Source organism: Jeotgalicoccus coquinae (assembly GCF_014207425.1).
Lineage (GTDB): Bacteria > Bacillota > Bacilli > Staphylococcales > Salinicoccaceae > Jeotgalicoccus > Jeotgalicoccus coquinae.
In genome coordinates this window covers 712919-736617 of the sequence record NZ_JACHFF010000001.1, presented here as the reverse complement: position 1 = coordinate 736617, position 23699 = coordinate 712919, and the positions used below count along the sequence as shown (strand labels likewise).

The 23699-nt window shown below is 43.0% G+C and carries 23 protein-coding genes and 1 other annotated feature; all 23 genes read right to left on the bottom strand.

Going from position 1 to position 23699, the window contains the following annotated elements; genetic code table 11:
* Nucleotides 1-48 precede the first annotated feature (48 nt).
* On the bottom strand, nucleotides 49-1812 hold the full coding sequence (gene aspS, locus HNR41_RS03555) for an aspartate--tRNA ligase (RefSeq protein WP_184281806.1): 1764 nt from the start codon (nucleotides 1810-1812) through the stop codon (nucleotides 49-51).
* Complete coding sequence (hisS, locus tag HNR41_RS03550) at nucleotides 1813-3075, bottom strand: histidine--tRNA ligase (protein WP_184281804.1); 1263 nt, start codon at nucleotides 3073-3075, stop codon at nucleotides 1813-1815.
* Nucleotides 3076-3389: 314 nt separating this feature from the next.
* A complete protein-coding gene (locus tag HNR41_RS03545; protein ID WP_184281802.1) occupies nucleotides 3390-4130 on the bottom strand; it encodes an N-acetylmuramoyl-L-alanine amidase family protein in 741 nt (246 codons plus the stop codon).
* The gene (dtd, locus tag HNR41_RS03540) at nucleotides 4130-4582 is read right to left on the bottom strand and encodes a D-aminoacyl-tRNA deacylase (RefSeq protein WP_184281800.1); all 453 of its coding nucleotides are present in this window, start codon (nucleotides 4580-4582) and stop codon (nucleotides 4130-4132) included. The genes HNR41_RS03545 and dtd overlap by 1 nt, the downstream gene beginning before the upstream one ends.
* Before the next feature lie 10 nt (nucleotides 4583-4592).
* Nucleotides 4593-6767 carry a RelA/SpoT family protein gene (locus HNR41_RS03535; protein ID WP_184281798.1) on the bottom strand — a complete coding sequence of 725 codons (2175 nt, stop codon included), beginning with the start codon at nucleotides 6765-6767 and terminating at the stop codon, nucleotides 4593-4595.
* 105 nt (nucleotides 6768-6872) lie between these two features.
* Complete coding sequence (locus HNR41_RS03530) at nucleotides 6873-7391, bottom strand: adenine phosphoribosyltransferase (protein WP_184281796.1); 519 nt, start codon at nucleotides 7389-7391, stop codon at nucleotides 6873-6875.
* A 13-nt stretch (nucleotides 7392-7404) separates the two neighbouring features.
* Entirely contained in the window at nucleotides 7405-9645 is a 2241-nt protein-coding gene (gene recJ, locus HNR41_RS03525; RefSeq protein WP_184281794.1) for a single-stranded-DNA-specific exonuclease RecJ, read from the bottom strand.
* Nucleotides 9646-9702: 57 nt separating this feature from the next.
* Complete coding sequence (gene secDF, locus HNR41_RS03520) at nucleotides 9703-11982, bottom strand: protein translocase subunit SecDF (RefSeq protein WP_184281792.1); 2280 nt, start codon at nucleotides 11980-11982, stop codon at nucleotides 9703-9705.
* A gap of 98 nt (nucleotides 11983-12080) precedes the next feature.
* A complete protein-coding gene (gene yajC / locus HNR41_RS03515; RefSeq protein ID WP_184281789.1) occupies nucleotides 12081-12338 on the bottom strand; it encodes a preprotein translocase subunit YajC in 258 nt (85 codons plus the stop codon).
* Nucleotides 12339-12356: 18 nt separating this feature from the next.
* Nucleotides 12357-13502 (bottom strand): tRNA guanosine(34) transglycosylase Tgt, encoded by a 1146-nt coding sequence (gene tgt, locus HNR41_RS03510; protein WP_184281787.1) that lies wholly within the window; start codon nucleotides 13500-13502, stop codon nucleotides 12357-12359.
* Nucleotides 13503-13515: 13 nt separating this feature from the next.
* The gene (gene queA / locus HNR41_RS03505) at nucleotides 13516-14538 is read right to left on the bottom strand and encodes a tRNA preQ1(34) S-adenosylmethionine ribosyltransferase-isomerase QueA (protein WP_184281785.1); all 1023 of its coding nucleotides are present in this window, start codon (nucleotides 14536-14538) and stop codon (nucleotides 13516-13518) included.
* Between the two features lie 20 nt (nucleotides 14539-14558).
* Complete coding sequence (ruvB, locus tag HNR41_RS03500; protein ID WP_184281783.1) at nucleotides 14559-15557, bottom strand: Holliday junction branch migration DNA helicase RuvB; 999 nt, start codon at nucleotides 15555-15557, stop codon at nucleotides 14559-14561.
* A 13-nt stretch (nucleotides 15558-15570) separates the two neighbouring features.
* Nucleotides 15571-16164, bottom strand: a complete 594-nt coding sequence (gene ruvA / locus HNR41_RS03495) for a Holliday junction branch migration protein RuvA (RefSeq protein WP_184281781.1) — start codon at nucleotides 16162-16164, stop codon at nucleotides 15571-15573.
* 10 nt (nucleotides 16165-16174) lie between these two features.
* On the bottom strand, nucleotides 16175-17455 hold the full coding sequence (gene obgE / locus HNR41_RS03490; RefSeq protein ID WP_184281779.1) for a GTPase ObgE: 1281 nt from the start codon (nucleotides 17453-17455) through the stop codon (nucleotides 16175-16177).
* An 87-nt stretch (nucleotides 17456-17542) separates the two neighbouring features.
* Nucleotides 17543-17827, bottom strand: coding sequence for a 50S ribosomal protein L27 (gene rpmA / locus HNR41_RS03485; protein ID WP_035808455.1), 285 nt, complete (start codon nucleotides 17825-17827; stop codon nucleotides 17543-17545).
* Between the two features lie 10 nt (nucleotides 17828-17837).
* Nucleotides 17838-18158, bottom strand: coding sequence for a ribosomal-processing cysteine protease Prp (locus tag HNR41_RS03480; protein WP_184281777.1), 321 nt, complete (start codon nucleotides 18156-18158; stop codon nucleotides 17838-17840).
* Nucleotides 18158-18466, bottom strand: a complete 309-nt coding sequence (gene rplU, locus HNR41_RS03475) for a 50S ribosomal protein L21 (protein WP_184281775.1) — start codon at nucleotides 18464-18466, stop codon at nucleotides 18158-18160. The genes HNR41_RS03480 and rplU overlap by 1 nt, the downstream gene beginning before the upstream one ends.
* 12 nt (nucleotides 18467-18478) lie before the next feature.
* Nucleotides 18479-18551 (bottom strand) — a sequence feature (ribosomal protein L21 leader region).
* Between the two features lie 41 nt (nucleotides 18552-18592).
* Nucleotides 18593-19111 (bottom strand): rod shape-determining protein MreD, encoded by a 519-nt coding sequence (gene mreD, locus HNR41_RS03470; protein ID WP_184281774.1) that lies wholly within the window; start codon nucleotides 19109-19111, stop codon nucleotides 18593-18595.
* 5 nt (nucleotides 19112-19116) lie between these two features.
* Nucleotides 19117-19971: a rod shape-determining protein MreC gene (mreC, locus tag HNR41_RS03465; RefSeq protein ID WP_221432839.1), complete on the bottom strand. Its 855-nt coding sequence runs from the start codon at nucleotides 19969-19971 to the stop codon at nucleotides 19117-19119.
* 59 nt (nucleotides 19972-20030) lie between these two features.
* Nucleotides 20031-21185, bottom strand: coding sequence for an aminotransferase class I/II-fold pyridoxal phosphate-dependent enzyme (locus HNR41_RS03460; protein ID WP_184281770.1), 1155 nt, complete (start codon nucleotides 21183-21185; stop codon nucleotides 20031-20033).
* Nucleotides 21186-21992 carry a MetQ/NlpA family ABC transporter substrate-binding protein gene (locus HNR41_RS03455; RefSeq protein ID WP_184281768.1) on the bottom strand — a complete coding sequence of 269 codons (807 nt, stop codon included), beginning with the start codon at nucleotides 21990-21992 and terminating at the stop codon, nucleotides 21186-21188.
* Nucleotides 21993-22652 (bottom strand): methionine ABC transporter permease, encoded by a 660-nt coding sequence (locus HNR41_RS03450; RefSeq protein WP_229714919.1) that lies wholly within the window; start codon nucleotides 22650-22652, stop codon nucleotides 21993-21995.
* Nucleotides 22645-23658 (bottom strand): methionine ABC transporter ATP-binding protein, encoded by a 1014-nt coding sequence (locus HNR41_RS03445; RefSeq protein WP_184281766.1) that lies wholly within the window; start codon nucleotides 23656-23658, stop codon nucleotides 22645-22647. The genes HNR41_RS03450 and HNR41_RS03445 overlap by 8 nt, the downstream gene beginning before the upstream one ends.
* Nucleotides 23659-23699 lie beyond the last annotated feature (41 nt).

Genomic DNA, 23699 nt, shown 5'->3' with positions numbered 1-23699 from the left:
TAAAAAAAGATAAACTAAGATCTTACAATCTTAGTTTACCCAACTATCCTACTTATTATCAACTTCTGTGTTAATGTGCAGTTCTTTCAGCTGTTCTCCCGATACGTCCGATGGTGCATTCATCATCAGATCGCTCGCATTTTGTGTTTTAGGGAATGCGATAACGTCACGGATATTATCCGAACCTGTTAACAGCATTACGAAACGGTCAAGTCCGTATGCAATTCCGCCGTGCGGAGGTGCACCGTACTGAAATGCTTCGATAAGGAAACCGAACTGGCTGTCGCGTTCTTCATCACTGAAACCGAGCGCTCTGAACATTCTTTCCTGAAGTTCAGCGTCGCTGATACGGATTGAACCGCCGCCGAGCTCGTAACCGTTAAGCACAATGTCATAAGCGTTTGCTTTCACTTCATGAGGCGCTGTTTCAAGCTTGTCGATGTCTTCATCTTTCGGTGAAGTGAACGGATGATGCGCTGCGAAGTAGCGTCCAAGGTCTTCATCGTATTCGAATAACGGCCAGTCAGTTACCCAGATAAAGTTAAACTGCTCTTTGTCTGTTAAGCCGAGGTCCTTGCCCAGTTTGTTACGCAGGTTACCGAGTGCCGCGTGCACAACAGAATCTTTATCTGCAACGAATAACACAAGGTCATCCGTGTTTAGTGACAGTGTATCCGTTAATTCCTGTTTTTTCTCATCGTCAAAGAACTTCGCAATTGGTCCCTGCAGTCCTTCTTCGTTTACTTTCATCCATGCAAGTCCTTTAGCACCGTAGTTTTTAACGAATGCTTCAAGCTTATCGATGTCTTTTCGTGAATAATCAGGTGCAGCACCTTCTACGACGATTGCTTTAACTGAACCGCCTGATTCAACAGCCGCTTTAAATACTTTAAAGTCCACAGTGCTGCTGAAGCCGCTTAAATCCTGAAGTTCAAGACCGAAACGTGTATCCGGCTTATCCACACCGTAGCGTGCCATTGCATCATCGTAAGTAATACGCGGGAACGGTGCAGGAATATCAAGACCTTTAACAGTCTTCATCACATACTGGATCAGACGTTCGTTCATCTCGATAATGTCTTCCTGGTCTGTAAATGATTTCTCAATATCGATCTGAGTAAACTCAGGCTGTCTGTCAGCACGGAGGTCCTCATCGCGGAAACATTTAACAATCTGGTAGTAGCGTTCCATACCTGACAGCATTAACAGCTGTTTGTAAATTTGCGGTGACTGCGGCAGTGCATAGAACTCACCCGGGTGCACACGCGAAGGAACCAAATAGTCACGCGCACCTTCAGGCGTTGATTTCGACAGTACAGGTGTTTCAATATCCATGAAATCTTCTTCGGCAAGGAAGTCTCTGACTGCTTTATTAATTTTGGAACGTGTTTTTAAAATGCCCTGCAGCTTCGGACGGCGCAGATCAATATAACGGTACTTAAGACGCGTATCTTCATTGATATTGTCGTCACTCACCTGGAATGGCGGAGTTTTCGCTTTAGCGAGAATTTCAATCTCTTCAGCGTAAACTTCAATTTCACCAGATGCGATATTTTTATTTACTTGTTTTTCATCGCGTTGTTTAACAGTACCTTTAATGTCCACAACATATTCTGTACGGATTTTATCGGCAATGTTCAGTGCTTCTTCTGAAACATCCGGGTTAAATACTACTTGAATCAGGCCGTTCTTATCCCTTAAATCGATAAAAATCAGTCCGCCAAGGTCGCGTCGTTTTTGTACCCAGCCTTGCAGATGAACTGTTTCTCCGACTTTTTCAAGTGTTACTTCATTAGAATATATACGTGTCATCTACAATTCCTCCAGTGTATTGATTATTTCTTCAAATGATAATTTCTGTGCTTCGCCTGTCGCCATTTCTTTTAAATCGGCAGATTTTCTGCTTAGTTCATCTTCACCAAGCACGATAGTAAACGATGCATTTTTTCTGTCAGCATCTTTCATCTGGGCTTTCAGTTTACGGTTTTCGTAATCCATATCGGCACTGATTCCGCGGCTGCGCAGTTTGTGCAGCAGCGTGCCCGCTGTGTCGCGCGCTTCGTCGTTCATCGTGCAGATATATAGATCGATGCCTTTTTCTTCAGGTATTTCGATACCTTCAGCTTCTAGTGCAAGAAGCAGACGTTCGATACTTAATGCGAAGCCGATTCCCGTCTTATCCGGGCCGTCCATCATCTCCAGCAGTCCGTTGTAGCGTCCGCCGCCGCATAATGTCGTAATTGCACCGAAGCCTTCAGAATCGCTCATCAGCTCAAATGCGGTATGTGTGTAGTAATCCAGACCGCGCACAAGGTTGTAATCGACTTCGTATTTAATACCGAGATCATCAAGTTTTGATTTCACTCTTTCAAAGTATTCTTTGGACTCATCATTTAAATAGTCGTAAATACGTGGTGCTGATTTAACAAGCTCGTGGTCTCTGTCTTTTTTACAATCCAGAATTCTCATCGGGTTTGAATCAATGCGTGTCTGACAATCTTGACAGAACTCATCGATACGCGGTGAAAAGTGTTCAACGAGCGCTTTATTGTACTGGGTACGGCTGTCGATATCACCAATTGAGTTGATGACAAGTTTTAGATTCTTAAGACCGAACGACTGGTAAATGTGCATCAGCATGCTGAGCATTTCCACATCGATTAACGGATCTTCCACGCCGATTGCCTCTACTCCGAATTGAACAAACTGGCGGTAACGCCCTTTTTGCTTACGTTCGTAGCGGAACATCGGTGCTAAATAAAATAGTTTAACCGGCTGTTCGACATTGTGCTGCATCTTGTTTTCGATATAGCTGCGCACTACCGGTGCTGTCCCTTCCGGGCGCAGTGTTAAGCTGCGGTCGCCTTTATCCTGGAATGTGTACATTTCCTTGTTTACAATATCAGTTGAGCCGCCGACTGCTCTTACGAAAAGTTCAGTTGCTTCGAACATCGGTGTACGGATTTCATCATAGTTATAGTTTTTTGCGATTTCAAAAAGCTTTTTCTCAACGAACTGCCATTTATAAGATTCTGAAGGCAGTATGTCCTGTGTTCCTCTCGGTACCTGTATCATCTCAATCACTCCTGAATGTTTTATATAAAATAAAAAGTCCCTCATACCGAAATACGGTATAAGGGACGAAACGGTCGTGTTGCCACCCTAAGTTCAGCACAAATAATCCTGTGCTCTCTATTACAGATAACGGCTGTGACCGCTGTATATACAGCTTCTTATTGCGAAGTGTCGGCAAGTATCATTTGAAGTATTCACTTTCAGCCGGGGTGAATTTCTCTGTGACTCATTATTGATACTCTCTTCGTTATGAAGTAAATGTATTAAGTTGAATTATGTTCTTTATAATAGTCAGATTATATATCTTTGTCAAGCTAACGGTTTAAATAACTGTGGATGCCTTCCATAATTGCCGTCACCATTTCGTCCTGGTAATCTTTCTGATTTAAAATATAATCGTCGAATTCGTTGCTGAGATAGCCAAGTTCAATCAACACGCCGGGATAGTCAAGCTGCCAGACAACCTGATACTCCATGACCTGATTGCCGCGGTTGTACAGCAGTGAATGTTCATCGAGCGCCGCATTTAAATGCTGACCGAATGCTTCCTGATTCGGATAAGTATAAAATGTCGTAAACCCTGAAATCGCCGGATCATCGAATGCATCACTGTGCAGACTGATAAACAAATCCGCGTCGACTTTGCGTCCGTCAAGACTGACTGTTTCATCTTTTTTACGTGTCATGATGACTTCTGCTCCAGCTTCAGTCAGCCGGCTTTCAAGCTGTGAAGCAATTGAAAATACTACATCATCTTCATTCTCACCGTACTCGCTCGGCGCACCCGGGTCTTCTCCCCCGTGTCCGGGATCAAGTGCTATCGTCGTCCCGCTGAAATCATAATTGATTTTCTCTTCTTTATTGTCACTGAAGTCCATCGTAATGAACTCTTCCGGTTCATGTATCACATTTTTATATACGTAAACTGAAATCAGCACGATGATTACTGCAATGATAATAAAGAAAAGCGGTTTGATATACAGATGCTTCTTGTACTTCAGAAAATGGCCGGCTGCATCCAGAGTTTTTCTGAAGATTGCTTTAATTGAATCCATCAGATAATTTTACCGTCCCCGGCTTCGTAAATAATAGTGATTGGGCCGTCATTAGTCAGCTTCACGTCCATATGTTCACCGAAGAAACCTTCTTTAACAACAAGCTCTTCAGCACGGAGTGCTTCATTGAATACCCTGTAAAGTTTTCTGGCTTCGTCTCCGGAAGCTGCCTGGGTAAAGCTTGGACGGTTACCTTTTAATGTGGATGCATAAAGTGTAAACTGCGACACACTTAAAATCTCGCCGCCGACTTCTTTAATCGATAAATTGATTTTACCGTCTTTATCTTCAAAAATACGGGCGTTCGCAATCTTACGTGCAAGGACGCGGGCATCTTCCTCTGTAGAAGATTTACTGACACCTACTAATAAACAGTAGCCGTCATTGATTTCATTATACATTTCGTTATTGGCAACGAGTGCGTGTGATACTTTCTGTAAAATGATTTTCATCCTTTATACCTCACTTAAATACGCGTTCAACGCTGTATATGTCTTTTAGTTGTTTAATTCTGTCGACTGCACGATGCAGTTCATGTTTGTTAGGCACCATAATAGATAAGCTGACTTTTGCCTGCTTTGTTTCATCCGCAAGTCCGTTCACACGTGTAATCGGTACTTTCAGGCTGGAAATTAAATTCAGAATTTCGTTTACCAGACCGTTGCGGTCATATCCTGTAATTTCTAGATCCACCTGGTAGCGTTTATCAACACTCTTATTGCCGACCCATTCAACATCGATCAGCCGTTCAGTTTCACGAATAATATTCGGACAGGTTACAACGTGAACTTTAACGCCGTGTCCTTTCGTAATATAACCGATTATGTCATCACCCGGAATCGGGTTGCAGCATTTCGATAAGTTAATCAGCATGTTATCCATGCCTTCAACGTAAACGCCTGATTCCGTCGTAATTTCCTTATAGTGATGACGACGGTCAATTTCTTCAATCTGATTGGATTTCATTTCAGCTTCTTTAATCTTTTCAAGAAGACGGTTTGCCACCTGGTTTGCTGTCACTCCGCCGAAACCGATCATTGCAAACAGATCGTCTTCTTCGTACAGATTATAACGTGCAAGAACACCTGAAATATTATCACCCTGAATGACATCATCCGGATTGTAGCCGCGCGTTTTTATTTCAAGGTCAACAGCCTGACGGCCTTTTTCGATATTGACTTTACGGTCCTGCTTTTTAAAGAATGCACGGATTTTATTTCGCGCACTGGATGTCTTAACCATCTTCAGCCAGTCGATGCTTGGACCGTATGACTGTTTGCTCGTTCTGATTTCAAGTATGTCCCCGGTTTCCAGTTCATGGTCAATCGGAACGATTTTACCATTCACTTTTGCACCGACCATCCTGTTCCCTACTTCTGAGTGAACCTGATAGGCGAAATCAATCGGGATTGCCCCCTGCGGCAATTCAATAACATCGCCGTCAGGTGTAAAGACGTAAACTTTATCGCTTAACAGATCAGTCTTCAGTGCTGCCATAAATTCTTCTGCGTCCGGATTATCCGTTTCATTGCCGACGATATCCTTAAACCAGTCAAGACGTGCATCAAGCGATGCTTTGTTGGCATCGACACCTTCTTTATATGCCCAGTGTGCAGCCACACCGTGTTCTGCAATTTCATGCATCTCATGTGTTCGGATCTGGATTTCCAGCGGGTCGCCGTTCGGGCCGACTACTGTCGTATGCAGAGACTGGTACATATTCGGTTTCGGCATTGCGATATAGTCTTTAAATCTCCCCGGCATCGGGCGCCAGATTGTATGAATAATACCAAGTGCCGCATAGCAGTCGCGCACATCATTGACTAATACGCGGATTGCCAGCAGATCAAAAATCTGTTCGAACTGCTTGGAGCTTTTCTGCATTTTCTTATAAATACTGTAGATGTGTTTAGGCCGTCCGGATAAATTGTGGTTTACGGAACTGTCATCGAGTTCTGAATCAATTTTTTCAATTGCTTCCTCAATAACCTTTTCACGTTCACTGCGTTTCTTTTTCATCAGGCTGACGATACGGAAATACTGACCGGGCTCTATGTATCTGAGTGCTGTGTCTTCCAGTTCCCATTTAATACTTGAGATACCGAGACGGTGAGCAAGCGGTGCATATATTTCCAGCGTTTCGCGCGATATTCTCACCTGTTTTTCCTCAGGCATCGCTTTCAGCGTACGCATATTATGCAGACGGTCTGCAAGTTTTACCAGGATTACACGGATATCTTTCGCGATAGCGATAAACAGCTTGCGGTGGTTTTCCGCCTGCTGTTCCTGATGTGAACGGTATTTTACTTTTTCCAGTTTTGTTACACCGTCGACGATTATCGCCACTTCTTCATTGAACATGCCGACTAAGTCATCAAATGTGTACGTCGTATCTTCAACGACATCGTGCAGAAAACCTGCAACTATTGTAGGTGCATCGAGTTTCAGTTCTGCTAAAATCCCGGCAACCTGTACAGGGTGTGCGATATAAGGCAGACCATTTTTACGGAACTGTCCCTCGTGTGCTTCATGCGCCAGTTCATATGCCTTTTTAATCATCTGCATATTACTGTCATCCAGATATTCACCGCACATATTAAAAACATCTGATGCTTCATACGGGTATTCCTTGTCCATGATCACGCCACCCTTCTGTAAAATTATATATAAAATAATAATACTACAATTATATACCTAAAGAAACAGCACCTAAAGAAAAAAGCCTGTAAATACAGGCTTTTCTTAGCTTTCGTACTTGATTAATGAAATTGTATCATAACCGTCCAGTAATTCCATTCCATTTAAATACTCAAGCTCGATAAGGAATGCAATACCGACTACAATGCCGCCCATTGCTTCGATTAGTTTAATCGTCGCCATGATTGTACCGCCTGTAGCTAAAAGGTCATCTGTAATCAGTACACGCTGACCGGGTTTGATTGCGTCTTTGTGCATAGTCAGCACGTTTGTTCCGTACTCAAGGTCGTATTCGAATTCCAGTACTTCGCGGGGCAGTTTGCCTTTTTTACGTACCGGTGCAAAACCGATTCCCATGCTGTAGGCAACCGGGCAGCCGATAATAAATCCGCGTGCTTCAGGTCCGACAACGATATCAACATCTTTCGCTGCTGCGTATTCTACAATCTGATCCGTCGCATACTTATATGCAGGACCGTTGTCCATAATTGTAGTGATGTCTTTAAAACTGACACCTTCTTTCGGCCAGTTTTCAACTTCTGATACATACTGTTTTAAATCCATAATTTCCTCCAATTTACGTTGTGATTAATGTACGTAAATAATCTTTCATATTTTGGCCGGAAGACATTTTAAGTTTGGCTTCGGCTTCAATTTTAGTAGTTAGGCGTTTTAAATATTGACTGTTTTCTATATTAATTTCGCTTTGTACTTCATCCTTATATACTATACCACTTTCGACGCGTATTCGTGACAAATCTGATAAAATATCGGTAATAATTTTTAAATTTCTCATCGTTGTGCCGATTCTGTCTGCAAGGTGCGGCGCATGGATACTTAAATCGATTGCCCCGTCTTCAGCTTTCATAATAATTTCATCCGTCTTCTCTATCAGCTGCTTTGACGGCAGTCCTTCAAAGAACAGTTCGTTTTTATCGTTAAAGATTACGATAATTTTGGATGCCTGCAGTCCTTTCAGGGATGTCTGCAGTTCTTCCAGGTCGTAGGGAATATCACGGAGCACTAAAGTGTTTACTGCAATCGGCAGTGCATCACCGTATTTAAAGTAATTATCTTTGCCGTTATTGTCTTCGCTCGTGACAAACAGGTCGTCCTGTTTAATCAGTGAGAAGTCCTGCTCGTTTTTAGCGCGCATATCGATAATCTGCAGATCATCAATCCGCGCATCCATAAGTACCATCTGCAATGTACGTTTATGATTAAAATCATTAATGTTAAGCGTACCGATTAAGCTGATTTTGTCCCCGCTCTGCACTTCGTTATGCAGGAAACCAAATTTAAATCCGATAATATCTATATCGAGCTCCTGCAGTGTGATTTTAACGTGGGATAAATCCCTGCCGACCTGCCGGATGCTTTTCACCGTCTGATTCGTAATCATAAAGACAGGTGTATTAAAGTCTTTACCGAACGGCTTCAATCTTTTAATTCGTTCGAAATCTTTCAGCGTCAGGTTATCATTCGTTACTTTATAATCGACATACTGAATCGGTTTTAAGTTCAGCTCAAGCTCATTAAAATGATTTGTTACTGTCTTCTTAAACTCTTCGATTGAATCTTCGAATACGGACAGCCCAAGTGCCTGTGAATGTCCGCCGAGCGTGTTGTAGTAATCCGGATACTTCTTCAGCACACCGAGCAGGTCAATGCCTTCGATCGAACGCGCAGACCCTTTATACACATCGAAATCATTCGACATCACTATAGCAGGCTTGCCGAATGCATCGACGAGTCTTGATGCAACGATACCGAGTACACCCTGATGCCAGTCATCGCCTGTCACAATATTGATTTCATTATTTTCATCGACCTGTTCAGCCGCTTCTTTATAAATTGTTTCAACCAGTGCTTTTCTTTCTGTATTCAGCTCTTCGATAGTCGATGCCAGTTCGTAGGCTCGGTTTTCATCGGCTGCCATTAAGAGTTCCACACCGATTGATGCCTCATCCATACGTCCTGTGGCATTCAGTCTCGGTGCAATATTAAACCCGATTGTTTCTTCATCGACAGTGCCTGAGTGATTGCTCATTTTTAACAGTGTCGATAAACCGAGCGGCATGTTCTGATTCAATTGAGTCAGTCCGCGCGTTACAAGATACTTGTTTTCATCAGTCATCGACACGATATCCGCAACTGTACCAATAGCAACCAGTCCAAGATACTCGTCTTTAGCCAGATCCAGTGCCTGCAGCACTTTATATGCAGCACCGACACCTGCAAGCTCCTGGAATGGGTACTTACTCTCAGGATAGCCAGCATGAACGATCACCGCATCCGGAATTTCATCTGCAAATGCATGGTGGTCAATAATTACTGCATCGATATCATTCTCCCGGAGCAGTGCAATTTCCGGAGCAGCTGCTACACCATTATCGACTGTAATAACCAGATCCACATTGCCGACCACTTCGAATTCAAAGAAATCGTAGTTCGGACCGTAACCGTGCTCCATTCTGTTCGGGATAAAATAAAAGACGTTTTCATTTTGCGCTTTCAGTGCATCGTATAGAATCGTTGTACTCGTAATTCCATCCGCATCGTAATCACCGTAAATTAAAATGCGCGATTCCGCTTGAAGATGCTTTTTAATCATTTCAGCCGCTTCATTGATATTCGGCATATACTGCCAGTTATATTCAGACGGCGCCAGTATCTCATCGACTTTTTCCGCCGAATGATAGCCGCGGTTTTCAAGCAGCGTTGTTTCCAAATGATTCAGCTTATATTCTTTTTTAATGTCTTCGCCGAGCTTCTCGGTACGCTCACGTACCTGCCAGGTATATTTTGATGTAAACATAATTATCACCTTTTTAAAAAACGTCCGGGCGCACCCGGACGTTTTGATTTACTATTCCTATACTACCACTTTATCATCATTTTTTGATTTCTCAGTGTAAACCACAACTTCTCCGCCCGATTTTCTAAGCTGTCTGCGTTTTAAGACGCCCCACAGCTGAATCGCGATAAAGAATGAAGAGTACACACCGCTCACAAGACCGATTAACAATGCGAGTGAGAAATTGAAAATCGACGTTGCACCGAACAGTACAAGGAATACAACAACGATTAATACCGTTAAGATCGTATTAATTGAGCGTGTTGCTGTCTGTCTCAGTGAACGGTTAATAATAACGTTGATTTCTTCTTCGCTTCTGATGACTTTAATCTTGCGGTTATTTTCACGAATTCTGTCCATCGTTACAATCGTGTCATTTATCGAGTAACCGACAACAGTCAGAACTGCTGCGATAATCGTAATATCCACCTCGATACGGAAAATTGAAAACACTGCGATGATTATAAATACGTCGTGCAGAAGTGCAAGCACTGCCGGCACTGCCATGCGCCATTCAAAGCGGATGGACGCATAAATAATAATACCGATTGAAGCGATGATTAATGCAATAACTGCATTCTGCACCAGCTCCTGTCCGATTACCGGACTCACAGTACTGATCATCGGATCGTGTCCGTACAGTTCATTAAAATGCGACTGCATAGATGTCACATCTTCCTGACCGAGGTCAGTGCTGTAGCGTGCAACGAGCTTATCTTCACCTGACATTGTCAGGTTCTCAGGCGGAATACCAAGCGTCTCAAGTTCATCTTCTACCTGTTCAACTGTGGCATTGCCGTCTGTCGTAATATCCGCTCTCGTACCGCTCGTAAAGTCGATCCCGAGATTCAGTTTAAAGATAAACAGTATTACTATTCCGGCAAGAACGATAATTCCGCTTAGTGCGAAGAATTTATTCGCATGTTTAACGAAATCGAAACGGTCCCACGGAGATGATAAGTCTTCAATATCCTTACCTTCTGCAATGTTATGAATATATTTTTGATTAACACCGAACCAGCCTTTTTTGTTATTTGCATAATTCGACTGAACGATCAGTGACATAATGACGCGTGTCAGGAATACCGCAGTAACGAAACTCATTAAAATTGATAACAAGAGCATCGTCGCGAAACCTTTAACGCTGCTCGTACCGAATATAAAGAGTACGATTGCCGCGATAAGCGTCGTCAGGTTGGCATCGACAATCGTCCACAGTGAGGACGCAGCCGCTTTTTTGTATGCCTGTTTTAAACTGCGTCCGATACGCAGCTCATCTTTCAGACGTTCGTATAATATAATGTTCGCATCAACTGCCATGCCGACCCCTAAAATTAATGCGGCAATACCAGGCAGTGTAAGCATCCCGTTAATCATATTAAATCCTGCGAGTGTCAGGAAAATGTATACAGTCAGCGTGATGACTGCAACAAGTCCCGGCAGCCGGTAAAATATAAGCATAAACAGGAATACAAGACCGACACCGATTAAGCCGGCAGTCACCGTCTCATCAAGCGCCTGTTCACCGAACTGTGCGCCTACTGATGTAGAATACACTTCCGTCAGTTTAACCGGCAGTGAACCCGAGTTCAGGAGCGCTGAGATGTTCTGTGCGCGTTCGACACCTTCCTGGCCTTCAAATCCGCCTGAAATCATTACATCAGTGGAATTGATCGGCTGTGAAACTGTCGGTGCAGAGATGAATTTAGGGTTCTCTTCCTGCACTTCCCGGACGAACGAATCTTCACCTTCGACAAAATCCATCCAGATGACCATCAGGTTTTCACCCGGCGGACGCTTCGAGATTTCTTCCGTCACTTCTTTAAACTTGTTATTGTCGCGGAGTTCCAGCGACACCATTGCATTATTCAGTTCGTCATACCCCTGGGAGGCACCGCCCTGAACTAAATCTTTACCGGATAACAGCACGTTGTCGTCAACGTCTCTAATCGTCAGTTCAGCCTGCGTACTTAAAAGTTCGCGCGCTTCCTGCTGATCTTCAACACCGGCAAGCTGGACCCGGATTCTGTTGTTATCTTCTATTTGTATATTCGGTTCGGAGACTCCTAAAACGTTGACCCTCGAATCGAGTGTTGATGCTGTGCTCCGGACTGCATTATCATCAATCGTATCCCCGTCTTCAAGCGGTTCAACCTGATAAAGGACTTCGAAACCGCCCTGGAGATCCAGTCCAAGGTTCACATCATTCAGTACATCTTTAAGCGTTAGTGCGATTGTTGTGAACAATACGACAACAATCATCAGAGCAATAATTAATTTACTGGATTTTTTTTTCACGTGTACACCTCTAATTTTTACAATGAGTTAATTATAACGTTAAAAAATACAAAGTGAAATAAAAAAAGCCGACGAATGCCGACTTAAATTAAATGTATTTATTTTACTACTTCTTTTAGTGCAACACGGTCAAACTTAAGAACAGCCGACTCATCAGTACGTAAGTACATATGTTTCTGGTCGAATGATTCTACAGTTCCGTGCATGCCGCCGATTGTAATAACGTCATCGCCTTTTTGCAGTCCAGCCTGCATTTCCTGAACCTGCTTCTGTCTCTTTTGAGCCGGGCGGATCATTAAGAAATACATAACTAAAACTAAAACGATTATCGGTGCGAAAGTTACGAGTAATTCCATTGCGCAATTTCCTCCTGCTTAGAAATTTTTAGGATTTTCAGTATTCAATCCATAAGATTCGAAAAATGCTTCTTTAAAGTCCAATAAATTATCATTTAAAATTGCAGTTCGAACATCTTCCATTAAGTTTAACAGAAAATAAAGATTATGATAAGTAGTAAGTCTCAATCCAAGGATCTCATTTGCTTTAAATAAATGTCTGAGATATGCCCGCGTATAGTTTTTACAAGTATAGCAGTCGCAATTCGGATCGAGCGGTGTGAAATCACGTTCGTATATTTTGTTTTTAACTACGACGCGTCCCTGTGAAGTCATCGTTGTTCCGTTACGCGCAATACGCGTCGGGAGTACACAGTCAAACATGTCGACACCTCTGATAACACCTTCGATTAATGCATCCGGCGAACCGATACCCATTAAATATCTCGGTTTGTCTTCCGGTAAAAGATGCACAGTTTCCTCAAGCACTCTGTACATTACAGGTTTTGGTTCACCGACGGACAGTCCGCCGATAGAATAACCCGGGAAGTCCATCGCCACTAAGTCTTTGGCACTCTGTTCACGCAGGTCTTTGTATTCGCCGCCCTGGACGATACCAAAAAGCGCCTGGTGTTTATCGTGTCCTTTTTTAATGTGATGGTTTAAACCGCGGTCAGCCCAGCGTGTCGTACGCTCAACAGACTGTTTTACGTAGTCGTGTGTCGACGGAATTGCCGCACATTCGTCAAAGCTCATCATAATGTCAGAGCCCAGGTCATGCTGAATATCCATCGCGCCTTCAGGCCCGAGGAAAAGTTTTGAACCGTCCAGATGGCTGCGGAAATGCACGCCTTCTTCCGTAATTTTACGACGGTGGCTTAAGCTGAATACCTGGAAACCGCCCGAGTCTGTAAGTATCGGCTTATCCCAGTTCATAAATTTGTGAAGTCCGCCGGCTTCTTTAATAATGTCATTACCCGGACGGAGCCATAAGTGATATGTGTTCGACAGAATAATCTGCGAACCGATATCAGCAAGCTCTTCGGGAGACATCGTCTTAACAGTTGCAAGTGTGCCGACCGGCATGAAAATCGGCGTATCAATGACACCGTGCGGTGTATGAAGTTTGCCGAGTCGTGCACCGGTCTGCCTGCATGTTTTAATATGTTCATAGCGAATTGCCATGTTGGTCACCTCTTTAATGTAAAATCATCGCATCGCCGAATGAGAAGAAACGGTATTTTGAATCGACTGCATGTGCGTATGCATTTAATATGTGTTCACGTGAACTGAACGCGCTGACCAGCATAACAAGTGAAGATTTAGGCAGATGGAAGTTTGTAATTAAAATGTCCACTGCTTTGTACTGGAAACCCGGGTAGATAAAAATATCTGTAAATCCGGAAGCTTCTTTAAATTCACCGTGGTCGTGGACAATTGTTTCCAGAGTGCGTGTACTTGTCGTACCGACGCTGATAATTTTCCCGCCCGCTTTTTTTGCATCGTTCAGTTTTTCAGCTGCCTCAGCTGTCATCGTATAGAATTCGCTGTGCATTTTATGGTCTTCAATTGTTTCCGCTGCAACAGGACGGAATGTTCCAAGCCCGACGTGCAGTGTAATGTAAACAATTTCCACACCTTTATCTTTAATCTGCTGTATCAGTTCTTCAGTAAAGTGCAGTCCTGCAGTCGGTGCCGCAGCAGAGCCCGATTCACGCGCAAAGACAGTCTGATAACGGTCTTTATCATCAAGTTTTTCTTTAATGTACGGCGGCAGCGGCATTTCGCCAAGATCATCCAGAACGTTTTCCAGAATTCCGTCGTAAATTAATTTCATATGATGAATGCCTTCTTCGAATTTCGCTGTGCATTCCGCCGTAAGTTTGCCTTCACCGAACGTCACTTTCGTACCGATACTGACTTTCTTCGATGGACGGATTAATACTTCATAGCCGCCGTCAATCGGTTTTAAGAGCAGCATTTCTATTTTAGCGCCGGTGTCTTCTTTAATACCGAACAGTCTTGCCGGCAGTACTTTCGTATCATTTAAAACGAGTACGTCGCCCGGGTTAAAATAATCCGCAACATCGTAAAAGTGTTTATCATTAAGCGCGCCTGTCGCTTTATTAACCGCAAGCAGTCTTGAACTTGTACGGTCTTTCAGCGGTGTCTGCGCGATTAGATTTTCAGGCAGATGAAAATCAAATTCTTCCAATTTCATGTGTTTCCTCCTAAACCAGCTTAATCCATATCAATATTCTTAAAATATTCAAATGATTTAGCTGTGGCTTTACGCCCTCTCGGTGTACGCTCTAAAAATCCGCGCTGAATTAAATACGGTTCGTATACATCGTTCAGTGTAACGACTTCCTCACCGATTGATACTGCTACAGTTTCAAGTCCGACAGGACCGCCGCCGTATGTATCGATAATCGTACGCATTATTTTGTGATCGACCGGTTCGAGTCCTTCCGGATCGACTTCAAGCACTTTTAGTGCATAATTTGTAGTATCCAGCGTAATTGCTTCTTCACCTTTAACCATCGAGAAGTCCCTCACCCGGCGCAGCAGTCTGTTTGCGATTCTCGGCGTGCCCCGGGATCTTCTTGCGAGCTCATCCAGACTGTTTTCTGGAATTGCCACTTCAAAAATATCCGCTGTCCGTTCAATTATCAGCTTCAGACTGTCAAGATCGTAATACTGCAGTCTGAGCTGCACACCGAACCGGTCCCTTAAAGGTGCCGACAGACTTCCAAAACGCGTCGTTGCACCGACTAACGTAAACGGCGGCAGATCGATGCGGATACTTCTCGCCTCATCGCCCTGTCCGATTACTACGTCGATAAAGAAATCCTCCATTGCTGAATATAAAATTTCTTCAACGAAACGCGGCAGTCTGTGAATTTCATCGATAAAGAGTACATCACCCGGTTCTAAACTGGATAAAATCGCAGCGAGGTCGCCGGCGCGTTCTACTGCCGGACCGGATGTCGTTTTAATATTAACGTTCATTTCCGCAGCGATAATATTTGCAAGCGTCGTTTTACCAAGCCCCGGAGGACCATGCAGAATGACATGATCCAGCGCTTCTTCCCGCATCTTTGCAGCTTCGATAAACACGCTTAAATTGTTTTTAAGCGCATCCTGACCGATATACTGCTGCAGTTTTGAAGGCCGGAGCGATAATTCCAATGACACTTCATCATCCTGCTCATGCTCATCTAAAATACGTTCATCCATTACTTCACCCCGTTTAATTTAGTAACAGCTTCAGTCCGAGTTTCACTGCTTCATCAACAGAACCGATATCTTCTTTAACAAGTTTTTTCTCAATGCGTGTCAGTTCGCGTTTTGAATAGCCCAGCACTTCGAGTGCCAGCAGCGCTTCCGTAACGTAAACATCACCTGCAGGTGATGCCGGAGCTGCAGCAGGTTCTGCTGTGTCATCCGGCTTCAGCTTGCCTTTTAAATCCAGAATAATCTGGCTCGCACTTTTTTTCCCGATACCCGGAAACTTCTGCATAAAGGCATTATCTTCTCTTTCAATAGCACTGATAATTTCATTTGGCGTTGCTGCAGCAAGTATAGCCAAGGCACTTTTAGGTCCAATTCCTGTCACTTTCAACAATGATTTAAACATTGATTTTTCACTTTCGCTGGTAAATCCGTACAGCGTGTGCGAGTCATCTCTCACGATGAGCTCGGTAAAAATCGTTACATCTGTATTGATATAGCGTTCAAGACGGAACGGGTTCGGAACGAGCAGTAAATAACCGATACCGCCCGTTTCAACCGTTGCTCCTGATGGTTTGACTTCCGTCAGCTTACCTTTTATATACTGATACATTTATAATCACCTATTCTACAAATTCAAACTCTCCACCTAAGATACGTACAACATCCCCGGCTTTAATACCGCGGTCACGCAGCGCATCGTCGATTCCCATCGTGCGCATCTGTCTTGCAAATCTGCGTACTGCAGCTTCACGTGTAAAGTCAGTCATCATGAACAGACGCTCGATTGCTCCGCCTGAAACAACGTAAGCACCGTCGTCGTCACGTGAAATTTCAAATTTATCAGGGTCTTTTTCGTGACGGTAAATCACACGGCTTTCCGTCTCGATTTCTTCTTTAATAACAGGCTGATGTTCTAACAGATCTGCTACTTTATAAAGCAGCTGATCGATATTTTCACCTGTTGCCGCTGAAATCTGAACAATGTCATTATCAGTATCAATACCGTTAATGAAGTTGTTGATGATTTCTTCATCGTGATCGATTAATTCAACTTTATTTAATGCAATGACTTCAGGACGCTCAAGGAGCTCTTCGTTAAATAATGCCATTTCATTGCGGATTGTTTTGTAATCTTCAATAGCATCTCTGCCGTCAGTTTCTGAAATATCCACTACGTGCACGAGTACTTTCGTACGTTCGATGTGGCGCAGGAACTGATGTCCAAGTCCCGTACCGTCAGATGCACCTTCTATTAATCCCGGCATATCAGCCATAACAAATGTACGGCCGTCTTTTGTCTGAGCCACACCCAGATTAGGCTGAAGCGTTGTAAAGTGATAATCTCCGACTTTCGGTTTTGCCTGAGATACAGTTCCGAGAAGTGTTGATTTACCAACGCTCGGGAAACCGACAATACCGACATCCGCCATCATTTTAAGTTCCAGTGTTACTTCCAGCTCATGACCGGGCTCACCGTTCTCTGCAAAGTCCGGTGCCGGGTTTCTGCTTGTCGCAAAACGGGAGTTTCCGCGTCCGCCGCGTCCGCCTTTAGCAATAACTGCCTGCTGGCCGTGTTCAACCAGGTCAGCAAGTGTTTCACCGTTTTCCGCATTTTTAACAATCGTGCCCGGCGGCACTTTTAATACTAATGGCGCACTGTTTTTACCGTGCATATTAGAATTCATTCCGTTTTCACCGTGGGTTGCTTTAAAGTGGCGCTGGAATCTGAAGTCCATTAAAGTTCTTAATCCTTCATCGACTTCCATAATAATATCTGCACCATTTCCGCCGTCCCCGCCTGATGGTCCGCCCATAGGGATATATTTCTCTCTGCGATATGCTACCAGACCGTTACCGCCGTTACCTGCTTTCAAGTGTACGGATACGTAATCTATAAACATAACACTCACCTCCATATAATTACTCTCTGTTTTAAATTATAACATTCATAAAAAAAGACATCAGCAGAAGCTGATGCCACAAAATTATTATTTTGCTTCCTGATATACAGAAACACGTTTTTTGTCGCGTCCGACACGTTCGAATTTAACAACACCGTCGATTTTCGCGAATAGTGTGTCATCTCCACCGCGTCCTACGTTTTCACCAGGGTGAATTTTAGTACCGCGCTGACGGAATAAAATAGATCCGCCTGTTACGAATTGTCCATCTTGTCTTTTAGCACCAAGGCGTTTTGATTCTGAGTCACGACCGTTTCTTGTCGAACCTACACCTTTTTTCGATGCGAAGAACTGTAAGTCTAATTTAAGCATTCAATACACCTCACTCTTGTTCGATTTTTATAAATTCGTTATATTCATTTTCAATAGTTTTTAATGATACAATCATTGTTTCCAAAACCAATTGAACTCTGTCATCGGATGTATCTTCAAGTTTAACACTTAAATATCCACCTTCATCGGCCATGTCTATGGCCGGCTCGCAATCAGTAAGCGCAAATAGCGCGTTCACACTGCCGAATACAACTGCCGAAGCACCTGCACATACGAGATCTTTTCCGTGAACATCAAAGTCCGCGTGACCGTCCATCGTAAATCCGGTAATATGGTTTTCACTGTTACGTGCAACGATAACATTAATCATTATGCGTTGATTTTGCCGATTGTTAATTTAGTATATGGTTGACGGTGACCTTGTTTACGGCTGTAGTTTTTTCTGCGCTTGAACTTGATAACATTAATTTTCTTACCGCGTCCGTGCTTTTCAACTGTAGCTGTAACAGTAGCACCTTCAATTGTAGGAACTCCAACTTTAACGCTGTCGCCTCCAACAAAAAGTACTTTGTCAAACGTGAATTCAGCACCTTCTTCAACTTCTAGTTTCTCAACGAAGATTGATTGACCTTCTTCAACTTTTACCTGTTTACCACCTGTTTCGATGATTGCAAACATACTTACACCTCCTATTATTTAAAGACACGCCATTATAGGTGGGATAAATCCGCTTATACCTATATATGTGCGGTTGATGTTTACGTTTCATCAACTACTGTATTATATAAAATATAAATGAATGTGTCAATTGATTCTGCGTAATTCTTTTCTTACTTTTGCTGTCTGAATTGCAAGCACATAAAGGATTACAAAAAACAGTGCGCTGACCAGTACGCTCGGTATTGCACGAAGTGCGACATAGTCAAATACCGGCATCGATATAAAGTCGAGTACACTGTATACCGCATACTGATAAAAATCGAATAAAAACGAATTCAGCAGCACGACAAATGCCATCGCGACAAAGTCTCTGTAAAACACTCTGAATGCGGTCTGCATAAAGACGACGAAAGCGATAAAACCGAATATATGAATGCCGTATAATGAACCGATGTAAATATCCAGCATAACACCGAACAGTATTGCGAAAAACATACTGATTCTCGGGCCTGCATAAATCGTCAGAAGCAGGATATACATTAACAGGAGCTTCGGCACGAAGTACACCTCAACACCGAAAACTGTCATCGGACTGAAAGTTGCAAAGGCCATATCCGTATACATCAGTATAATTCCGATTATGAAAATTACTATCATCTGCATTACTGTCAGTCCTCCAATGATTCAGGATCACGTTTTAAGACAAACACGTTATCCACATCATTCAGGTCGCTGTTCATCTGTACGTACGCATTCTGACTCAGTCCGTACTCATCGTTTTCAACTTCCACCACTTTACCGATGACAATTCCTTCAGGGAATGCACCTGTCAGACCCGAAGTATACACTTCATCGCCTTCTTCAAGCTTAACCTTGCTCTGAATATTCTCAACTACAAGAACATCTTTTTCGGTATCGTAGTTGCGGATATTTCCGTACACCGCTTCATCGTCATGTCTGACTTCAACAGACATATTATTCTGAGATGCATTCGTTGAAATCATCTCGATAAAACTCGAACCGCCGTTAACACGTGTCACGATTCCTATTAATCCTTCGGATGTTGAAACCGCCATGCCTTCTTTAATACCGTCTTTCTCCCCTTTATCTATCGTAAAGGATTCAAGCCACTGATCAGGTGCCCGTGAAATAACACGTGCATTGACCGTTTCATAAGCCATGCTTGAACTTACTTCAAGCGACTTCCGGAGCTTTTCGTTTTCAGCAGCGAGCCGCTCATTGTCAGCCTGCAGCTGAGGCAGCATATCGAGCTGCTGTTTCAGCTTCCTGTTTTCTTCAAGGGCACTGAAACTTCCTGTAATATTGGAAAATATATTGCCTATAAAACCGAACGGTGCACCGGCAGCCTGCTGCGTCGCTGCAACCGTATCACCGGTAAATTGTTCAGCTTTCGTTGTGGCGTCTCTGTCCGTCAGCGAAAAACCGATTAGTGCAATTAATACTACTATGCCAAACAGCACGATTAACATGCGGTTTCTATTAAAAAACTTAGTCACTCTCATGCCGCCCCCAAAAATTAATATCTGGGTAAATAATACCACATTTGCACATGTACAATAAACTAATCTTCCCAGAGAGTTTTAATCTCGCCGAGTCTTTCTGCAAATGTTTTTAAATCTTCATCAGCAGCTGCGAGAGATATACGGATGTAATCTTCCGCGCGGTTCCCGAACGGTTTGCCCGGAGTGGCAAGAACAGACTGTTCTTTAAGGAGATATGTTACGAAGCTCTCACCGTCAAAACCTGCAGGCACTTTTATCCAGCCGAAGATTCCGCCCTGAACCGGCTCTATCGGAATATTTAAATTCAGCAGCGCCTTATTAATAAAGTCTTTACGCTTTTTGAAGATTTCATTCTGCCGCGGAATTAATGTGTCCGCATTGTCCAGTGCTGCAATTGCAGCATCCTGCGTGACACCGAATACTCCTGCGTTTGTATGATCCTGGAATTTATTAATGCTTTCAATCATTTCTTTGTTGCCTGCAGCAAATCCGATTCTGTAACCTGACATATTAAACCCTTTTGACAGCGAATAGATCTCCATCGAAACTTCGAAGTCCGGATCGCTTGTCAGTATGCTGGGATGAGCACCGTTAAAACCGAATGCCGAATAAGCGAAGTCGTGAACGATCTGTGTTTTTGTACCTTTAAAACGCTGGATCACATTATCAAAGAAATCTTTATCTGCAGCTGCACCGACCGGATTGGATGGATAATTTAAATAGATAAGCTCCGTTTCTCTAAGCTCCGCTTCAAGCGAATCAAAATCCGGGAGATAGCTGTTCTCTTCCAGGAGCGGCATATCGATTAATTTTGCCTGCGCCAGTTCGACGGCTGTAATATAATCCGCATAACCCGGATTCGGCAGCATAATTCCCGCACCTGGATTTAAATGTGAGAGCGGAAAATTAACCAGTGCATTTTTAGTGCCGAAAAGAATCGCAATATTTTCATTTTCAAGCTCAACACCATATGTGCGTTTATAAAATCGTTTAATACTGTCTTTAAGTTCCGGTTTACCCCTGAATGCACCGTATTTCTGATTTTCTTCTTTATCGATTGCTGTTTTCACTGCATCTGTAATGACTTTTGGAGTCCGCCCGTCGGGAATACCGACTGCCAGATTTAACAGCGGCTTATCCCCCACTTCAAGCTCTGTATTCATCATACTGCTGAAATAGCTCGGACTTAATGAGTTTAATAATTCACTTGCCATTTACTCGTCCTCCTCAGGTTTATCAAAGCCTTTAAAGTCTTCATCAATGACTTTATTAAATTCTTCTGACTGTACTGCATTAATCAGATCTTCTTCCATTTTAGTTCCTGCAGTTTCATTATTTATAACAATCTGGTTTCTGAAGTTTTCGTTCATGTTCTCAAGAGCAATTGCGTCACTCAGCTTCATGTCACTTGCAAGTGCGAAGTTACCGGGTACGAGCGACAGACCAATTTGATTCACACTTCTCGGCAGCTGTCCTGCATCCTGATAAATAAACTCCAGATTTTTTTTGTTGTCGATAATATCCTCTTCTTCGATTGCAAACATATTTGCATCGTCACTGATTTTAATTAATCCGGCATCCTGCAGCGTTAAGAAACCGCGGCTTGAGTTTACCGGGTCAAGAGGCAGTGCGACTTCACTGCCTGATGTGATATCTTCAAGTGAAGTGAATTCACTGCTGTACAGTCCCATTGGTGCCGTCGGCACCTGAATGATATTTTTTAAATCTGCATCGTTTTCTTCATTATAACTTTCCATAAACAGAACGTTCTGGAACAGGTTGGCATCAAGATCTCCGTTTGCCAGCGCATTATTCGGCTGAATATAGTCGCTGTATTCAATAATTTCAACAGAATAGCCCTGTTCTTCAAGTACAGGTTTCAGAGCGAAGGTTGCCATATCTGCAAAAGGTCCGCTGGATGCGCCGATTGTAATCACTTCACCTTCATCTTCATAAAGAAGAATACTGGTACCTGCAATGACGACTAATGTACCGATTAAAAACATTATGATTCCACGCATTTATCTTTCCTCCGCTCTGTTAGAAATAAAGTCTCCTGCCCACTGGACAATTTGTACGATGATTACAAGCACGATTACTGTAACAATCATCGTTAACGTGTCGTAACGGTAGTAACCGTAACGGATTGCAAGGTCACCAACCCCGCCCCCGCCGACAACACCCGCTGTGGCACTGAATGCAATAATCGAAATAATTGTCAGTGTAATCGCCTGGGTGATGCTCTTTCTGGCTTCAGGCAGCAGTACATCCGTCACAATTAAATAAATCGGTGCCCCGCCTGCAATACTCGCTTCAATTACACCGTCTTTTACACTGTTAAAGCTCGATTCAACAAGACGTGCGAACAGCGGTACTGCTGCAATTGACAATGCGACACTGGCAAAGACCGGCCCGTGTGATGCATTAACGAGCCATGTCGCGAATGGCATAATTGCCACAATTAAAATAATAAATGGAAAAGACCTGATTATATTAACTAACCATCCAAGCGTGGCGTTTAACGGTTTAATTTTAAACAGCAGCGGATGCTGCGTAATATAGAGCAGTATGCCGAGCGGCAGGCCGATCAGGACTGCAAAAAATATTGATATTGAGACCATCAGTGCCGTTTCTAAAAGTGCACGGTACAATAATGGCCACAGCTGGCTGAAATTATCCAATATAACCCACCCTTTCTATGCCTTGTGTATTATCGATATGTGCTTTAAGACGTTCGATTTCTCCAGTTTTTCCGGAAACCTGGAACATTAAAAATCCAAGGGGCTTCTCTTTAATATATTCAATTCTGCCGTTTAAAATGCTGATACTTAAATCAAAATCTCTGTAGAGCTGATTTAAATAATTCTCTTCGGCATTCTCACTTAGAAATTGAATTGTAATCACCTGATTTTCAGCTGTTTCTATAATTTGCGGCGGCACCTCGAAATTGTATATTTCCTGTACAAAATCTTTTGTAATTTCTTCTTTCGGATGGCTGAACACAGTGTATGTATCACCGATTTCAATTATTTCCCCTGCTGACATAACACCGACACGGTCGGCAATCTCTTTAATAACTTCCATTTCATGTGTAATAACTACAATAGTAATACCGAGCGAACGGTTAATACTTTTAAGGAGGTTAAGAATACTCTTCGTCGTGTCCGGGTCAAGGGCACTCGTCGCTTCATCGCACAGCAGAATATCGGGATTGTTCGCAAGCGCTCTGGCGATACCGACACGCTGTTTCTGCCCGCCGCTTAAATTAGAAGCATTGATATTGGATTTATCATTCAGACCGACGAGCTTCAGCAATTCTTCAATTCTTGCCGGCACATCTTTTTTATTGTATTTACTCGCTTTAAGAACAAATTCAATATTTTCATATACTGTTTTTGACTCGATTAAATTAAACTGCTGAAAAATCATGCCGATTTTCTGGCGGCGGATACGTAAATCTTTTGATGACAATTCTGTAAGATTGTCATTGCCGACTGTTACAGTACCTGTCGACGGTTTTTCAAGTAAGTTAATCAGTCTCACGAGTGTACTTTTACCGGCACCTGAGTAACCGATCAGTCCGAAAATCTCACCGGTTTCCACCGTGAGTGAAGTCGGTTTTAATGCTTCAACACTTCTTCCTTTTAAATGATATGTTTTTGAAACGCTGTTCAGCTGAATGCTCATGAATTCCCCTCCTGTGAATAAATAAAAAACCATTTATCTAT

What these genes read in the sequence shown, in the direction of transcription:
- mreD (WP_184281774.1), bottom strand. Translation starts at nt 19,111, where the DNA reads ATGCAGATGATAGTAATTTTCATAATCGGAATTATACTGATGTATACG.
- obgE (WP_184281779.1), bottom strand. Translation starts at nt 17,455, where the DNA reads ATGTTTATAGATTACGTATCCGTACACTTGAAAGCAGGTAACGGCGGT.
- mreC (WP_221432839.1), bottom strand. Translation starts at nt 19,971, where the DNA reads ATGAGAGTGACTAAGTTTTTTAATAGAAACCGCATGTTAATCGTGCTG.
- HNR41_RS03480 (WP_184281777.1), bottom strand. Translation starts at nt 18,158, where the DNA reads ATGATTAATGTTATCGTTGCACGTAACAGTGAAAACCATATTACCGGA.
- HNR41_RS03455 (WP_184281768.1), bottom strand. Translation starts at nt 21,992, where the DNA reads ATGCGTGGAATCATAATGTTTTTAATCGGTACATTAGTCGTCATTGCA.
- HNR41_RS03545 (WP_184281802.1), bottom strand. Translation starts at nt 4,130, where the DNA reads ATGGATTCAATTAAAGCAATCTTCAGAAAAACTCTGGATGCAGCCGGC.
- HNR41_RS03535 (WP_184281798.1), bottom strand. Translation starts at nt 6,767, where the DNA reads ATGGACAAGGAATACCCGTATGAAGCATCAGATGTTTTTAATATGTGC.
- ruvA (WP_184281781.1), bottom strand. Translation starts at nt 16,164, where the DNA reads ATGTATCAGTATATAAAAGGTAAGCTGACGGAAGTCAAACCATCAGGA.
- tgt (WP_184281787.1), bottom strand. Translation starts at nt 13,502, where the DNA reads ATGGCAATTCGCTATGAACATATTAAAACATGCAGGCAGACCGGTGCA.
- hisS (WP_184281804.1), bottom strand. Translation starts at nt 3,075, where the DNA reads ATGATACAGGTACCGAGAGGAACACAGGACATACTGCCTTCAGAATCT.
- ruvB (WP_184281783.1), bottom strand. Translation starts at nt 15,557, where the DNA reads ATGGATGAACGTATTTTAGATGAGCATGAGCAGGATGATGAAGTGTCA.
- rplU (WP_184281775.1), bottom strand. Translation starts at nt 18,466, where the DNA reads ATGTTTGCAATCATCGAAACAGGTGGTAAACAGGTAAAAGTTGAAGAA.
- HNR41_RS03460 (WP_184281770.1), bottom strand. Translation starts at nt 21,185, where the DNA reads ATGGCAAGTGAATTATTAAACTCATTAAGTCCGAGCTATTTCAGCAGT.
- recJ (WP_184281794.1), bottom strand. Translation starts at nt 9,645, where the DNA reads ATGTTTACATCAAAATATACCTGGCAGGTACGTGAGCGTACCGAGAAG.
- aspS (WP_184281806.1), bottom strand. Translation starts at nt 1,812, where the DNA reads ATGACACGTATATATTCTAATGAAGTAACACTTGAAAAAGTCGGAGAA.
- dtd (WP_184281800.1), bottom strand. Translation starts at nt 4,582, where the DNA reads ATGAAAATCATTTTACAGAAAGTATCACACGCACTCGTTGCCAATAAC.
- yajC (WP_184281789.1), bottom strand. Translation starts at nt 12,338, where the DNA reads ATGGAATTACTCGTAACTTTCGCACCGATAATCGTTTTAGTTTTAGTT.
- HNR41_RS03445 (WP_184281766.1), bottom strand. Translation starts at nt 23,658, where the DNA reads ATGAGCATTCAGCTGAACAGCGTTTCAAAAACATATCATTTAAAAGGA.
- queA (WP_184281785.1), bottom strand. Translation starts at nt 14,538, where the DNA reads ATGAAATTGGAAGAATTTGATTTTCATCTGCCTGAAAATCTAATCGCG.
- HNR41_RS03530 (WP_184281796.1), bottom strand. Translation starts at nt 7,391, where the DNA reads ATGGATTTAAAACAGTATGTATCAGAAGTTGAAAACTGGCCGAAAGAA.
- rpmA (WP_035808455.1), bottom strand. Translation starts at nt 17,827, where the DNA reads ATGCTTAAATTAGACTTACAGTTCTTCGCATCGAAAAAAGGTGTAGGT.